The sequence below is a fragment of the Streptomyces sp. SID13666 genome (genome assembly GCF_010548325.1).
Lineage (GTDB): Bacteria > Actinomycetota > Actinomycetes > Streptomycetales > Streptomycetaceae > Actinacidiphila > Actinacidiphila fildesensis.
Genome location: NZ_JAAGLX010000004.1, coordinates 86,308 through 100,999, shown reverse-complemented (window position 1 = coordinate 100,999; position 14,692 = coordinate 86,308). Strand labels below are relative to the sequence as shown.

General features: G+C 71.2%; 14 protein-coding genes and 1 tRNA gene. 7 read left to right on the top strand and 8 right to left on the bottom strand.

What is annotated here, in order from left to right:
- Position 1 precedes the first annotated feature (1 nt).
- The 3 genes from galE (at position 2) to G3I60_RS09415 (ending at position 3,382) form a co-directional block, all read left to right on the top strand.
- Positions 2–988 carry a UDP-glucose 4-epimerase GalE gene (gene galE, locus G3I60_RS09425; protein ID WP_164294450.1) on the top strand — a complete coding sequence of 329 codons (987 nt, stop codon included), beginning with the start codon at positions 2–4 and terminating at the stop codon, positions 986–988.
- The gene (gene galK, locus G3I60_RS09420) at positions 985–2,127 is read left to right on the top strand and encodes a galactokinase (protein WP_164294427.1); all 1,143 of its coding nucleotides are present in this window, start codon (positions 985–987) and stop codon (positions 2,125–2,127) included. The genes galE and galK overlap by 4 nt, the downstream gene beginning before the upstream one ends.
- A 409-nt stretch (positions 2,128–2,536) precedes the next feature.
- Positions 2,537–3,382, top strand: a complete 846-nt coding sequence (locus G3I60_RS09415) for a response regulator transcription factor (RefSeq protein WP_244809204.1) — start codon at positions 2,537–2,539, stop codon at positions 3,380–3,382.
- On the opposite strand, the gene G3I60_RS09410 is transcribed toward G3I60_RS09415, so the two are convergent.
- The gene (locus tag G3I60_RS09410) at positions 3,341–3,838 is read right to left on the bottom strand and encodes a MarR family winged helix-turn-helix transcriptional regulator (RefSeq protein ID WP_138354687.1); all 498 of its coding nucleotides are present in this window, start codon (positions 3,836–3,838) and stop codon (positions 3,341–3,343) included. The two genes, G3I60_RS09415 and G3I60_RS09410, sit on opposite strands and share 42 nt — an antisense overlap.
- A 112-nt stretch (positions 3,839–3,950) precedes the next feature.
- Here G3I60_RS09410 and G3I60_RS09405 point away from each other — a divergent pair, with 112 nt between their 5' ends.
- Complete coding sequence (locus G3I60_RS09405; protein ID WP_164294428.1) at positions 3,951–4,775, top strand: trans-aconitate 2-methyltransferase; 825 nt, start codon at positions 3,951–3,953, stop codon at positions 4,773–4,775.
- A complete protein-coding gene (locus G3I60_RS09400) occupies positions 4,772–5,137 on the top strand; it encodes a VOC family protein (protein ID WP_164294429.1) in 366 nt (121 codons plus the stop codon). Before G3I60_RS09405 ends, G3I60_RS09400 begins: the two co-directional genes overlap by 4 nt.
- Before the next feature lie 23 nt (positions 5,138–5,160).
- On the opposite strand, the gene G3I60_RS09395 is transcribed toward G3I60_RS09400, so the two are convergent.
- The 6 genes from G3I60_RS09395 to G3I60_RS09370 form a co-directional block, all read right to left on the bottom strand.
- Entirely contained in the window at positions 5,161–5,655 is a 495-nt protein-coding gene (locus tag G3I60_RS09395; RefSeq protein ID WP_164606981.1) for a hypothetical protein, read from the bottom strand.
- Positions 5,656–5,717: 62 nt separating this feature from the next.
- Positions 5,718–6,302, bottom strand: a complete 585-nt coding sequence (gene pth / locus G3I60_RS09390) for an aminoacyl-tRNA hydrolase (protein WP_164294431.1) — start codon at positions 6,300–6,302, stop codon at positions 5,718–5,720.
- Positions 6,303–6,403: 101 nt separating this feature from the next.
- On the bottom strand, positions 6,404–7,003 hold the full coding sequence (locus tag G3I60_RS09385) for a 50S ribosomal protein L25/general stress protein Ctc (RefSeq protein ID WP_138354682.1): 600 nt from the start codon (positions 7,001–7,003) through the stop codon (positions 6,404–6,406).
- A 206-nt stretch (positions 7,004–7,209) separates the two neighbouring features.
- A complete protein-coding gene (locus G3I60_RS09380; RefSeq protein WP_164294432.1) occupies positions 7,210–8,190 on the bottom strand; it encodes a ribose-phosphate diphosphokinase in 981 nt (326 codons plus the stop codon).
- Between the two features lie 168 nt (positions 8,191–8,358).
- The gene (gene glmU / locus G3I60_RS09375; RefSeq protein ID WP_164294433.1) at positions 8,359–9,801 is read right to left on the bottom strand and encodes a bifunctional UDP-N-acetylglucosamine diphosphorylase/glucosamine-1-phosphate N-acetyltransferase GlmU; all 1,443 of its coding nucleotides are present in this window, start codon (positions 9,799–9,801) and stop codon (positions 8,359–8,361) included.
- A 110-nt stretch (positions 9,802–9,911) separates the two neighbouring features.
- A tRNA-Gln gene (locus tag G3I60_RS09370) sits at positions 9,912–9,983 on the bottom strand.
- Positions 9,984–10,183: 200 nt separating this feature from the next.
- On the opposite strand from G3I60_RS09370, the gene G3I60_RS09365 reads away from it, so the two are divergent.
- Together G3I60_RS09365 and G3I60_RS09360 are read left to right on the top strand one after the other, a co-directional pair.
- Positions 10,184–11,167, top strand: coding sequence for a fatty acid desaturase (locus G3I60_RS09365; protein ID WP_164294434.1), 984 nt, complete (start codon positions 10,184–10,186; stop codon positions 11,165–11,167).
- An 88-nt stretch (positions 11,168–11,255) separates the two neighbouring features.
- Positions 11,256–11,861: a TetR/AcrR family transcriptional regulator gene (locus tag G3I60_RS09360; RefSeq protein WP_138354766.1), complete on the top strand. Its 606-nt coding sequence runs from the start codon at positions 11,256–11,258 to the stop codon at positions 11,859–11,861.
- A 68-nt stretch (positions 11,862–11,929) separates the two neighbouring features.
- Here G3I60_RS09360 and ppc read toward each other — a convergent pair whose 3' ends face one another.
- Positions 11,930–14,659: a phosphoenolpyruvate carboxylase gene (gene ppc, locus G3I60_RS09355; protein WP_138354678.1), complete on the bottom strand. Its 2,730-nt coding sequence runs from the start codon at positions 14,657–14,659 to the stop codon at positions 11,930–11,932.
- Between the last annotated feature and the right edge of the window lie 33 nt (positions 14,660–14,692).

Here is a 14,692-nt window from a genome sequence, read left to right as displayed (position 1 = left end):
CATGAAGGTCCTGGTGACCGGCGGCGCCGGTTACATCGGCAGCGTCGTCACCGCACACCTGCTGGAAGCCGGCCACCGGGTCACCGTCCTGGACGACCTGTCGACGGGCTTCCGGGAGGGCGTGCCGGCGGGCGCGGACTTCGTCGAGGGGCGGATCCAGGACGCGGGCAAGGTGCTCGACTCCTCCTACGACGCCGTGCTGCACTTCGCCGCCTCCTCGCAGGTCGGCGAGTCGGTCGCCGACCCCGGCAAGTACTGGCGCAACAACGTGGCGGGCACCATGGAGCTGCTCGCCGCGATGCGCGAGTGCGGGGTCCGCCGGCTGGTCTTCTCCTCCACGGCCGCGACCTACGGGGAGCCGGCGTCCGTCCCGATCACCGAGGACGACGCGACCGCGCCGACCAATCCGTACGGTGCCACCAAGCTCGCCGTCGATCACATGATCACCGGCGAGACCGCCGCGCACGGGCTGTCCGCCGTCTCGCTGCGGTACTTCAACGTGGCCGGGGCGTACCGCTCGCTCTCCGGCGAGATGATCGGCGAGCGGCACGACCCCGAGTCGCACCTCATCCCGTTGGTCCTCCAGGTCGCGCAGGGCCGCCGCGAGGCGATCTCCGTCTACGGCGACGACTATCCGACGCCCGACGGGACCTGCGTCCGCGACTACATCCACGTGGCCGACCTCGCGCAGGCGCATCTGCTGGCGCTGGCCGCCGGCGCCGAGGGCGAGCACCTGATCTGCAACCTGGGCAACGGCGAGGGCTTCTCCGTCCGCCAGGTCGTCGAGACCGTCCGGCAGGTCACCGGTCACCCGGTCCCCGAGGTCACCGTCCCGCGCCGCGGCGGCGATCCGGCCGTACTCGTCGCCTCCGCCGACCGGGCCCGCCGGGTCCTCGGCTGGCGTCCGTCCCGGCCGGATCTCGCCGAAATCGTCCGGGACGCCTGGGCGTTCGCCCAGCGCGGGGAGAACCAGGAGACCGCCAAGTGACCGTGTTCGAGAAGGTGTTCGGCACCGCTCCGGAGGGCGTGTGGGCCGCCCCCGGCCGGGTGAACCTGATCGGTGAGCACACCGACTACAACGACGGCTTCGTGATGCCGTTCGCGCTGCCGCACACCACCGTGGCCACCGTCGCCCGCCGCGATGACGGCCTGCTGCGGCTGCACTCCGCCGACATGCCCGGCGGCATCGTCGAACTGCGGCTCGACGAGCTGACACCCGGCAGGGACGACGGCTGGGCCTCGTATCCGGCGGGTGTGGTGTGGGCGCTGCGCGAGGCGGGCCACCGGCTCACCGGCGCCGACATCCACTACGAGAGCACGGTCCCCACCGGCGCCGGCCTGTCCTCGTCGGCCGCGCTGGAGGTCGTCACCGCTCTCGCCCTCGACGACCTGCACGAACTCGGCCTGGAACGGCCCGCGATGGCCCTGCTGTGCCAGCGCGCCGAGAACGTCTACGTCGGAGCGCCCACCGGCATCATGGACCAGACGGCGTCCGCCTGCTGCACCGCGGGCCACGCCCTGTTCGTGGACACCCGCGACGGCTCGCAGCGCCAGGTGCCGTTCGACCTCGCCGCGGAGGGGATGCGGCTGCTCGTCGTGGACACCCGCGTCAAGCACGCGCACAGCGACGGCTCGTACGCCGAGCGCCGTGCCGGGTGCGAGGCCGGCGCCGCCGCCCTCGGGGTCCCCGCGCTGCGCGACATCCCCTACGACGGCCTGGCCGCGGCCCTCGACCGGCTGCGCGCGGGCGGTCAGGACGACACGATCCTCGGTCTCGTCCGCCACATCGTCACCGAGAACCACCGGGTCGAGCAGGTCATCGAGCTGCTGGACGCCGGCCGTACCCGGGACATCGGGGCGGTTCTGACGGCGGGCCACGTCTCGCTGCGCGACGACTTCCGTATCTCCTGCGCCGAGTTGGACCTCGTCGTGGACACCGCGAACGCCTCCGGCGCGCTGGGCGCGCGGATGACGGGCGGCGGATTCGGCGGCTCGGCCATCGTCCTCGCGGAGAGCGACGCCGCGGAGAAGATCACCGAGGCGGTCGTCTCGGCGTTCGCCGCCGCCGGCTACCGGGAGCCGCGGGTCTTCACAGCGGTCCCGTCGGCGGGCGCCCGCCGCCTGTAGCCCGCCGCCGGTAGCCCGCCACGTGTCGTCCGGCCGGCCGGGCCACCGGCCGGCTGTCCGGGCGTTCCGGCGTCCCAAACCCCGGCCGGCCGGAAAGAGCGGGGGACCCGAAGCACCAACGTTCCCGCGCGCCCCGCGTGTTGGCCGAATGCATCCGCTGCTACCGGCCGACTTCTGCCAATCGGGCGCTATTGGCGTCCCCGGCCCCTACGCTTCTGACACAGCGCCGGTGGGGGCCGGCGCCATCAGGGGGCGAGACGCAAGGATTCGGCACCCGGAACGGGTACCGCAGGCGCGGCACGACGGCGGTCGTGCGGTACTGCGGCGGAAGATCCTGTTTCCGGGCGCCGGATCCCATGCGATCGCAACCCCAACCGTGGGGGAGAGCAACATGCCGGGAGTGGGGCCCGTGGGACGCATTCGTGTTCTCGTCGTCGACGACCACCGGATCTTCGCCGAATCACTGGCGGCCGCACTCGCGGCGGAGCCGGACGTCGATGTGTCGGCAGCCGGCAGCGGCCCTGCCGCGCAGCGCTGTCTGGAGCGCGCGGTGGCCGACAACCGAAGGTACGACGTGCTGTTGGTGGACGCCGACCTCGGTGCGGTGTTCCGCCCGCCGGGAGGCGCGGTGGGCGCGGCAACGCTGACCGCGGTGCCGCGGATCGTGCCGGAGCCGCGTCAGGCGGACCACCCGGGCGGCCCGGCCGCCCCCGCGATCCCGGACCATCTGATCGACGGGATCGGCCTGGTGGAACGGGTCCGCGCCGAGCATCCCTCGACGCGCACCGTGGTGCTGGCCGAGCGGGACGACGCCCGGCGCGCGGCCCGCGCGCTGCAGGCGGGTGCCTCCGGCTGGGTCGCCAAGGACTGTTCCCTGTCACGGCTGCTGGCCGTGATGCGCGGGGTGCTGCGCGACGAGACGCATCTGCCGCCCGCGCTGCTCACGGGCGTGCTGCGGGAGCTGACCGCGGCTCGCCGGCACCGCACCGAGAGCGAACGGCTGGTGGAGTCGCTGACGCCGCGCGAGCAGGAGGTGCTGCGCTGCATGGTGGCGGGGCTCGGCCGCAAGGCGGTCGCCGAGCGGCTGTTCCTGTCCCCGCACACCGTCCGCACCCATATGCAGAACGTGCTGGGGAAGCTGGGCGTGCACTCGACGCTGGCGGCGGTCGCGCTGGCGCGCCGGGCCGGCGTCGGACCGGTGGAACTGGTCCCGTCAGCCGGGGATGTTGTCGAACGGAGCGGTCAGCTGTCGTAGCAGCGCCGCGAGGTCGCCGCGCTGGCGGTCCGTCAGTTCACCGAGGATGGACCGCTCCTGGGCGAGCAGCCCGGCCAGCGCCTGGTCGGCGCGCTCGCGGCCCTCGGGGGTGAGCCGGACGAGCACCCCGCGCCGGTCCGAGGGGTCCGGCAGCCGTTCCACCAGGCCCTTCTTGGCGAGTCTGTCGATCCGGTTGGTCATCGTGCCGGAAGTGACCAGCGTCTGTGTGAGCAGCTGCCCGGGGGAGAGCTGGTACGGGTCGCCGGTGCGGCGCAGCGACGTGAGCACGTCGAACTCCCACGGCTCCAGGCTGTGCTCGGAGAAGGCGAGCCGCCGGGCCCGGTCCAGGTGCCGGGCCAGCCTGCTGACGCGGCTGAGCACCTCGAGTGGTTCCACGTCGAGGTCGGGGCGCTCTCGGCGCCATGCAGCGACCAGCCGGTCGACCTCGTCCTCCATGACGATCAGTGTAGTGGTTCTGTCGATATGAAGTCTCTTGACGTCAAGATAAAAATTGAGGCACCGTAGAGGACGTCAGCAGATCCACCGGATCCGCCAGGGAGGCAGAAACGTGCCGGCAGCAGCACCCGCCTGGGACCCCCAGCAGTACCTGCACCACACCGACCACCGCACCCGCCCCTTCCACGAACTGCTCGCCCGGGTGCCCGCCCTCCCGGGGCAGGCGCCGCGCATCGCGGACATCGGCTGTGGTCCCGGCAATGTCACCACGCTGCTGAGCGGCCGCTGGCCGGCCGCCCGCGTCACCGGCTTCGACAACTCGCCCGAGATGCTGGACGCGGCCCGCGCCTACGCCGGCCCGACCCCCGGCGGCGGACAGCTGGACTTCCGGCCGGCCGACGCCGCGCACTGGGCTCCCGACGAGACCTACGACCTGATCATCGCCAACGCCGCCCTGCAGTGGGTCGAGGGCCATGCGGAGCGCTTCCCCGACTGGCTCGACCACCTGGCCCCCGGCGGCACCCTCGCGTTCCAGGTCCCCGGCAACTACGACGCTCCCAGCCATGTGCTGCTCGCCGAGCTGTGCGCGTCCCCGAGGTGGCGGGCCCGGCTGGGCGGCCGCGCCGACCGCCGCGTGCTCACCCTCGAACCCGAGGAGTACTTCCAGCGCCTGAGCTGCCTGGGCTGCGAGACCGACGTCTGGGAGACCACGTACCTGCACCATCTGCAGGGCCCCGACCCGGTGCTCGAATGGACCAAGGGCACCGCGCTGCGCCCCGTGCTGACCGCGCTCGGGAACGACGCCGCCGCCCGCGAGGAGTTCCTCGCCGAGTACGGCGAGCTGCTGCGCACGGCGTATCCGGCCGGTCCGCACGGCACCGTCTTCCCGTTCCGGCGGATCTTCGTCGTCGCGCGCAAGGCAGGGGTGGCCGCGTGATCAGCGCTCTCGACCACGTACAGCTCGCGGCACCGCCCGGCAGCGAGGACGCGCTGCGCGCCTTCTACGGGGACGTCCTCGGCATGACCGAACTCCCCAAGCCGCCGGTGCTCGCCGCCCGGGGTGGCTGCTGGTTCGGCTCCGGCGCGGCCCAGATCCACATCGGGGTCGAGGAGGGCTTCCGCCCGGCCAGGAAGGCGCATCCGGGCATCAGGGTCGACGGCATCACCGCGTACGCCCGGCGGCTGGAGGAGCGCGGCGCGACCGTCGTGTGGGACGACAACCTCCCGGGGCACCGGCGCTTCTACTCCGACGACCCGTTCGGCAACCGCCTGGAGTTCCTGGAGCCCGACCCCTCCTGAGCGGCGCGCCGCGCAGGCGCCCGCTACAGCAGGGCGAAGGCGGCGACCATCAGGGCCGCGCCCGCCAGGCCGGCCGTCCAGGCGCTGCGGGGCATCCGCAGGCCCCCCGCGAGCAGCAGCGCGGCCAGCAGGAGGGCGCCGCCGAGCGGGACCCAGGCGTACAGCACGCCGGCCCAGCCGGTGCGTACGACGTCGTCGGTGCCGGGTTCCACGGCGACCTTGAGCTTCTCGCCGGTGCGGTGGGTGACGGACCGGGTGATGGTGACCCGGGGCCGCGCCGTGGCGGCCCCGGCGGGGGCGAAGGGGCCGGTGCAGGTCTTGTCGCCGCAGGCCGCCACCGTCATGGTGCCGCGCTCGCGGCCCTTGGAGAGCATCACGTGCTGGGCAGTCCCCCAGGACACCCACACACCCGAGGCGAGCAGCAGGGCGACCGCCGCCGACAGGATCACGGCCTTGCCGACGAGCAGCACGCCCCAGGCACTCTCCGCCATCCGGCGGGACCGGCTCCGTTTGACCATGCGGGCGATCTTTGGCCATGACACGCCATGGAGTCAACCGCCGCGGCCGACGGCGGCCGGAGTCAGCTGTTGTACGTACTCTGGGCCCGCTCCAGGCCGTCGGAGATCAATGCCTCGACCGCGTCGGCGGAGCGGTCGACGAACCAGTCCAGCTCCTTGCGCTCGGCCGAGGAGAAGTCCTTGAGCACGAAGGCCGCCACATCCATCCGGCCCGGCGGCCGTCCGATGCCGCAGCGCACCCGCAGATAGTCGGGACCCAGCGACTTGGTGATCGACTTCAGGCCGTTGTGGCCGTTGTCGCCACCGCCCAGTTTCAGCCGCAGTGTCGGGTAGTCGATGTCCAGTTCGTCATGGACGGCGATGATCTGCGCGGTGGGCACCTTGTAGAAGTCGCGCAGTGCTGTGACGGGCCCGCCGGAGAGGTTCATGAACGTCATCGGCTTCGCCAGCACGACCCGCTGTCCGCCGATCCGGCCCTCGACCACCTGGGCGCGGCTCTTGTGGGTCTTGAACTTGCTGCGGATCCGCTCCGCGAGCAGATCGGCCACCATGAAGCCGATGTTGTGCCGGTTGCCGGCGTACTCGGGGCCGGGGTTGCCGAGCCCGGCCACCAGCCAGGGCCCCTCGGGGGCGGGTGAACTGCTCATGCTCATGCCGTCCATTCAAGTCCACTGACGTCGCAACCCGAACCGCCGCCCCGCTCCGGTGGGAGCGGGACGGCGGTACGGGACAGCGGAGGCCAGGAGGATCAGGCCTCGGTGGTCTCGCCGGCCGGGGTGGCGGACTCGTCCGCCGGCTCCTCGGCCTGCGGGGCGACGATCTGGATGACGACGGTGTCGCCGTCGATCGTCAGCACGGTGCCTTCCGGCAGCGTGATGTCCTTCGCGAGGATGGCGGCGCCGGCCTCCAGGCCCTCGATGGAGACGGAGACGGAGGTCGGGATGTGGGTGGCCTCGGCCTCGACCGGGAGGGCGTTGAGGACGTGCTCCAGCAGGCCGCCGCCCGGGGCGAGCTCGCCCTCGGTGTGCACGGCCACCTCGACGTTGACCTTCTCGCCGCGCTTCACGGTGAGCAGGTCGACGTGCTTGAGGAAGCCCTTGATGGCGTCACGCTGGACGGCCTTGGGGAGCACGAAGGTGGTCTCGCCCTCGACCTCGAGGCTGATCAGGACGTTCTTGGTGCGGAGCGCGAGCAGCAGCGCGTGACCCGGAAGGTTCACGTGCACCGGGGTGGCGCCGTGGCCGTAGACGACACCGGGGACCAGGTTGGCGCGGCGCGCACGACGGGCGGCACCCTTGCCGAATTCGGTGCGGACCTCGGCGCTGAGCTTGACCTCGGATGCGGACATGAGAATCACTCCTCGTAAAGAGACGACTGGCTGGGACACATGTCGCCCGGCCCACGACGGGGGCCGATCCACTTACGAGGAGCGCGCCGATAACGGAGACGAAAAAGCCTCCCTCGCCGAGCAAACTCCAGGAGTCTACCCGGCGGGGAGGCCTTGACGAAATCGATCAACGTCCGGTCAGGACCGGACGTTGATCGATCAGTGGTTCAGTGCGCGGCGCCGTCGAAGAGGCTGGTGACCGAGCCGTCCTCGAAGACCTCGCGGATCGCGGAGGCGAGCGTCGGGGCGATCGACAGCACCGTGATCTTGTCCAGCTCCAGCTCGCCCGGGGTCGGCAGCGAGTTGGTGAAGATGAACTCGCTCACCTGCGAGTTCTTCAGCCGGTCGGCGGCCGGGCCGGAGAGCACACCGTGCGTCGACGCCACGATGACGTCCTCGGCGCCGTTCGCGAACAGGGCGTCCGCGGCAGCGCAGATGGTGCCACCGGTGTCGATCATGTCGTCGACGAGCACGCAGATGCGGCCCTTGACGTCACCGACGACCTCGTGGACCGTCACCTGGTTGGCGATGTTGGGGTCGCGGCGCTTGTGGACGATCGCCAGCGGGGCGCCGAGCCGGTCGCACCAGTTGTCGGCCACGCGGACGCGGCCGGCGTCCGGGGAGACGATGGTGAGCTTGGAGCGGTCGACCTTGGCACCCACGTAGTCCGCCAGCAGCGGCAGGGCGATGAGGTGGTCCACCGGGCCGTCGAAGAAGCCCTGGATCTGCGAGGCGTGCAGGTCCACGGCGAGCAGCCGGTCGGCACCCGCGGTCTTGAACAGGTCGGCCATCAGCCGGGCCGAGATCGGCTCGCGGCCGCGGTGCTTCTTGTCCTGGCGGGCGTAGCCGTAGAACGGCAGGATCACGGTGATGCGCTTGGCGGAGGCCCGCTTCAGCGCATCGATCATGATCAGCTGTTCCATGATCCACTTGTTGATCGGAGCGGTGTGGCTCTGGATCACGAACGCGTCGCTGCCGCGCGCGGACTCCTCGAAGCGGACGTAGATCTCGCCGTTCGCGAAGTCGAACGCCTTGGTCGGGACGAGGTCGACACCGAGCTGGTGGGCCACCTCCTCCGCGAGTTCCGGATGAGCGCGTCCGGAGAAGAGCATCAGCTTCTTCTCACCGGTCGTCTTGAGCCCGGTCACACCGTCTCCTTGGTTGTACGGGTCTACGGGGGTTTCGAGGGCAACCCCCGTGAAGACTCAGTTAAGACTCAGTTCGCGGGTTCGTCCTGTGGACGTCAACCTGCGGCATTCTGTGCATCTCTTACGGTACGCCCCGCCGGGGCGGGTCGTGACCCGGCGGGAGTGCCGTTACTCACCCTGACCGGCTCGTTCGGCGGCCTCCGCGGCGGCGCTTCCGGGGCGCTTGCGGGCGACCCAGCCCTCGATGTTCCGTTGCTGGCCACGGGCTACGGCCAGCGAACCGGCCGGTACGTCCTTGGTGATCACGGAGCCCGCGGCGGTGTAGGCGCCGTCCCCGACTGTGACCGGCGCCACGAACATGTTGTCGGAGCCGGTCTTGCAGTAGCTGCCGATCGTCGTGTGGTGCTTGACCGCGCCGTCGTAGTTCACGAAGACGCTCGCGGCGCCGATGTTCGTGTACTCGCCGATCGTCGCGTCGCCCACGTAACTCAGGTGCGGCACCTTGGTGCCCTCGCCGATCGTCGCGTTCTTCATCTCGACGTAGGTGCCGGCCTTCGCCTTGGCGCCGAGCCGGGTGCCGGGGCGCAGGTAGGCGAACGGGCCGACGGTGGCGTGCTCGCCGATCTCGGCGCTCTGCGCGACCGTGTTGCTCACCTGGGCGCCCGCGCCCACGGTGGTGTCGGTCAGCGTGCAGTTCGGGCCGACCTCGGCGCCCGTGGCCAGGCTGGTGGCGCCGTACAGCTGGGTGTTGGGCAGCACCAGGGTGTCGGGCGCGAACTCGACGGCCACATCGACCCAGGTCGAGGCCGGGTCGACGATGGTGGCGCCGGCCAGCATCGCCTCGTTGAGCAGCCGGTCGTTGAGCGTGCGGCGGGCCTCGGCGAGCTGTACCCGGTTGTTGATCCCGGCGATCTCGCGGTGGTCCGCGGCGACCGCGGCACCCACCCGGTGGCCGGCCTCGCGCAGGATGCCGAGGGTGTCCGTGAGGTACTCCTCGCCCTGCGCGTTGTCCGTCGTGACCTTGCCGAGCGCGTCGGCGAGCAGCTGCGCGTCGAAGGCGAAGACCCCGGAGTTGATCTCGGCGATGGCCAGTTGGGCCTCGTTGGCGTCCTTGGTCTCGACGATCCCGGACACCGAGCCGTCGGCGGCCCGCACGATCCGGCCGTAGCCGGCCGGGTCCGGCACCGCGGCGGACAGCACGGTGACGGCGTTGCCGTCGCCCTCGTGCGTCGCGACCAGGGAGCGCAGCGTTCCGGCGGTCAGCAGCGGGGTGTCGCCGCAGGTGATCACGACCGTGCCGGCGAGGACGACGCCCTGGCCCGACAGCGCCTCCAGCGCCATCCGGACCGCGTGCCCGGTGCCGAGCTGCTGGTCCTGCACGGCGGTGCGGGCGGCGGGGTCGATCTCGGCGAGGTGGGCGCCCACCTGCTCGCGGGCGTGGCCGACGACCACGACGAGGTGTTCCGGGTCGAGCGCGCGCGAGGCGGCCACGACATGGCCGACCAGGGTGCGCCCGCAGATGGCGTGCAGGACCTTGGGGAGGGCCGACTTCATGCGGGTGCCCTCACCCGCGGCGAGGACGACGACAGCAGCCGGGCGGTTGGGGCTCACGGAAGGGGCTCCTCGGCTTTGGGTGACGGACACCCGCAGGATACCGGGGGGTATGGGCGGGGAAACACGGGCGGGTCCCGGCCGTGAAGACCGGGACCCGCTACCACAAGCTCCGCCGCCAGGACTCGAACCCGGACAAAGGGCACCAAAAGCCCCGGTGCTGCCAATTACACCACGGCGGACCGACGCGCCTGAGCGCGCCTGCGCGTCCCTACTATGCCGCAAGCGACCACGTGAACGCGACGAGGTTCCGGGGTACACGAGCTACAGGGCGTCAGCCCTCCGGGCCTATTGCCTGCTGACGCGACGCTGACATACTTACGTCGCCGTAGGTTACGGTTCCGTAGTAAATCCCCCCATACACCCCCGGTGAGGGACCCTCATGACCGCACAGGCCGACGTGATCACCGAGCCCCGAGACCCCGGGCCCGGCCAATTCGTAACCCTCGCCACCCTTGGTGGCGACAACAAGGGGATGACCGAGCGCATCACCCTCGGCGCCTTCATCGGTGTCCCCTTCGTGGCGCTCGTCGCCGCGATCCCGCTGGCCTGGGGCTGGGGGATGAGCTGGCTGGACCTCGGTCTGATGGTCGGCATGTACTACATCGGCTGCCACGGCATCACCATCGGATTCCACCGGTACTTCACGCACGGCGCCTTCAAGGCCAAGCGCCCGCTGCGGATCGCGCTCGCGGTCGCCGGTTCGCTGGCCGTCGAGGGCCCGGTCGTGCGCTGGGTCGCGGACCACCGCAAGCACCACAAGTACTCCGACGCGGACGGCGACCCGCACTCGCCGTGGCGCTACGGCGAGACCGTGCCGGCCCTCATGAAGGGCCTGTGGTGGGCCCACATCGGCTGGATGTTCGACACCGAGCGGACCCCGCAGGAGAAGTACGCGCCGGACCTGATGAAGGACCCGGCGATCAGGATGATCTCCCGGCAGTTCCTGCTCTTCACCCTCGTCTCGCTCGCGATCCCGCCGCTCGTCGGCGGACTGGTGACGATGACCTGGACCGGCGCGTTCACCGCGTTCTTCTGGGGATCGCTCATCCGGGTGGGCCTGCTCCACCACGTCACCTGGTCGATCAACTCGATCTGCCACGCCGTCGGCGACCGCCCGTTCAAGTCCCGTGACCGGTCCGGCAACGTGTGGTGGCTGGCCGTGCTGTCCTGCGGCGAGTCCTGGCACAACCTGCACCACGCCGAGCCCACCTCGGCCCGGCACGGCGTGCTGCGCGGCCAGCTCGACTCCAGCGCCCGCATCATCCGCTGGTGCGAACAGCTCGGCTGGGCGAGTGACGTCCGGTGGCCCAGCAAGGAGCGGATCGCCGCCCGGCGTAAGGAGAGCGTCAGTGAAGCGGCATGATTGACGCGTGAGCGACGGCAGCAGTACGAGCGGCGAGGGCCCGAACGGAACGACGGGTACGAACGCTCGGCGCGTGCGCCGGGTACGGATGACGGGCAAGGAGCGCCGCGAGCAACTGCTCGACATCGGCCGCACGCTCTTCGCCGAACGCGGCTTCGAAGGCACCTCGGTCGAGGAGATCGCCCATAAGGCCGGGGTGTCCAAACCGGTGGTCTACGAGCACTTCGGCGGCAAGGAAGGGCTCTACGCCGTCGTGGTCGACCGCGAGATGCGCCGGCTCCTGGACATGGTCACCAGTGCTCTCACCGGCGGCCATCCGAGGGAACTTCTGGAACAGGCGGCGTTCGCGCTGCTCGACTACATCGAGCAGTACACCGACGGGTTCCGGATCCTCGTCCGGGACTCGCCGGTCGCGCAGTCCACCGGCACCTTCGCGTCCCTGATCAGCGATATCGCCACCCAGGTCGAGGACATCCTCGGCATGGAGTTCAAGAACCGCGGCTTCGAACCCAAGCTCGCGCCGATGTACGCCCAGGCGCTCGTCGGGATGGTGGCCCTGACCGGCCAGTGGTGGCTCGACGCGCCGCAGCGGCCCGAGAAGGCCGAGGTCGCCGCCCACCTGGTGAACCTGTCCTGGAACGGGCTGTCGGGCATCGAGCCCAAGCCGCGCCTGATCGGGCACCGCAAGAGCTGAGCACGCGAAAGCCCCCGGACGTCGCGTCCGGGGGCTTTCACATGTCCTGTGCCGTGCCCGGTGCCGGGTCAGCCGGTGTTGCGCAGACCCGCCGCCACACCGTTGACGGTCAGCAGCAGGGCACGTGACAGCAGCGGGTCCGCCTCCTCGCCCCGGGCGGCCGCCTCGCGCTGGCGCGAGAGCAGGGCGACCTGGAGGTACGAGATCGGGTCGAGGTACTGGTCGCGGATGTGGAACGTCTGCGCCAGCGCCGGGTCGCCGGCCAGCAGCTCCTTCTCACCGGTGATCCGCAGCACTTCCTGGACGGTGAGCGCGTGCTCGGCCTCGATGGTGTCGAAGACGTGCTTCAGCTCGTCGGGCACCAGGGTGTCCACGTAGTGCCGGGCGATCCGCAGATCCGTCTTGGCCAGCGTCATCTCGACGTTGGACAGGAAGTTGCGGAAGAAGTGCCAGTTGGCGTGCGCCTCGTCGATGACGGAGCCGAGACCGGCGTCCCGCGCGGCCTTGAGCCCGGAGCCGACGCCGAACCAGCCCGGGACGATCTGCCGGGACTGCGTCCAGCCGAACACCCACGGGATGGCCCGCAGCCCGTCCAGGCCCGCGCCGGAGTCCGGACGGCGGGAGGGACGGGAGCCCAGGTGCAGCTCGGCGAGCTGGTCCACCGGGGTGGAGGCGAAGAAGTACGACGGCAGGTCCGGGTCCTCGACGAGGCGCCGGTACGCGTTGTGCGCCGCGTCCGAGATGGTGTCCATCGCCGCGTCCCAGCGGGCCAGCGCCTCGTCGGACTGGCGCGGCGAGGTGTGCAGCGCGGAGGCCTGCAGCGTCGCCGCGACGGTCAGTTCGAGGTTCTCGCGGGCCAGCGACGGGATCAGGTACTTGTCGGAGATGACCTCGCCCTGCTCGGTCACCTTGATCTCGCCCTCCAGCGTGCCCCACGGCTGCGCGAGGATCGCGGTGTGCGAGGGGCCGCCGCCACGGCCGACGGTGCCGCCGCGGCCGTGGAAGAGCCGCAGCCGTACGCCGTAGCGGTGCGCGACATCGCGCAGTCGGCGCTGGGCGCGGTGGATCTCCCACTGCGAGGTGGTGATACCGCCGAACTTGGAGGAGTCGGAGTACCCGAGCATGACCTCCTGCACATCGCCGCGCAGCGAGACCAGCCGGCGGTACGACGGGTCGGCGAGCATCTCGTCGAGGATCCGGTCCGCCTCCTTCAGCTCGTCCGTCGTCTCCAGCAGCGGGACGATGCCGATCTGAGCGACGCCGCCGTGCAGGTCGATCAGACCGGCCTCACGGGCCAGCACGGCCGCGGCGAAGACATCGTCCGCGCCCTGGCACATCGAGATGATGTACGACTCGACGACCTCGGGACCGAAGCGCCCGAACGCCTCGCGGATGGTGTGGAAGACACCGAGGGTCTTCGCGCCGGCCGCGTCCAGCGGGGCCGGGGTGCCGGCCAGCGGACGGCGGGAGCGCAGCTCCTTCGCGAGCAGCTTGCGCCGGTAGTCGCGCGGCATGTCCGCGTACCGCCAGGACTCCTCGCCGAGCCGGTCGAAGAGCTGGCCGAGTGCGTGGTGATGGGCGTCCGCGTGCTCGCGGACGTCCATCGTGGCGAGCTGCAGCCCGAAGGCGGCGAGCGTGCGGATGGTGCGTTCCATCCGGCCGTCCGCCATCAGCTCACCGCGGTTGGCGCGCAGCGAGGTCTGGATGAGCGCGAGGTCCTGCAGCAGCTCCGCGCTGCCCAGGTAGTCGCGGCCCGCGACGTGCGCGCTGCCGGCGGCGAGCCGCTCGCGGGTGTTGACGAGCTTCTGCCGGACGCACGTGGCCTTGAGGCGGTACGGCTCCTCGGCGTTCAGCCGCTTGTAGCGCGGGCTGATCTCCGGAAGCGCCGCCAGGTCGGCGTCGAGCGAGGTGAGCAGCTCCGGGGTCGCGCCGCAGTTGCGGATCGAGTTGGAGAGCGCGCCGCGCAGGAAGTCGACCAGTTCCAGGGCGTCGGTGATGCCGTGCTCGTGCTGCAGGATCAGGACGTCCCAGGTGACCTCGGGGGTCACGTTCGGGTTGCCGTCGCGGTCGCCGCCGATCCAGGTGCCGAAGGTCAGCGGGCGGGTCTCGGGCGGCAGCGGCACACCGACCCGCTCCAGCTCGGCCGACAGGTCCTCGAGGACGTCACCGACGGCCCCGGCGTGCAGCTCGTCGAGGTAGTAGATCGCGTTGCGCGCCTCGTCGGCGGGCTCCGGGCGCACCACGCGCAGCTCGTCGGTCTGCCACAGCAGGTCGATGTTCTCGGCCAGCCGCAGGTCGGCGCGGCGGCGGTCGCCGGTCCCGTCCTGGTGCGCGTCGAGCAGCTCGGCGATGCGGCGCAGCTTGTTCAGCACGCTGCGGCGGGCCGCCTCGGTCGGGTGCGCGGTGAACACCGGCCGCACATTGAGGTGCTTGACGGTCTCGCGGACGTGGTCCGGGTCGGCGTCCTTCATCAGGTCCGCCGTCTGGCTGAGCAGACCGCCCTCGGAGGCGCGGCGCGCGCGCAGCTCACGGCCGCGGTGCACCTGCTCGGTGACGTTCGCCAGGTTGAAATAGGTGGAGAAGGCCCGCACCAGCTTCGCGGCGGTCTGCAGGTCCGTCTTCCCGAGGAGGGCGGCGGCGGCCTCGCCGTCGGAGCGGGTCAGGGCCCGCACCTTCTCGACGAGGTCGAGTAGCTCCTGGCCCTCCTGGCGGACGAGCGTTCCGCCGAGGAGTTCGCCCAGCCGGCGGATGTCGGCGCGCAGGGCTGGGCTGTCCGTTGCGTTGTCGGCGCTGCTCACAGGTGCGGCTCCTAGTGCAGGGGGATGGGCGAC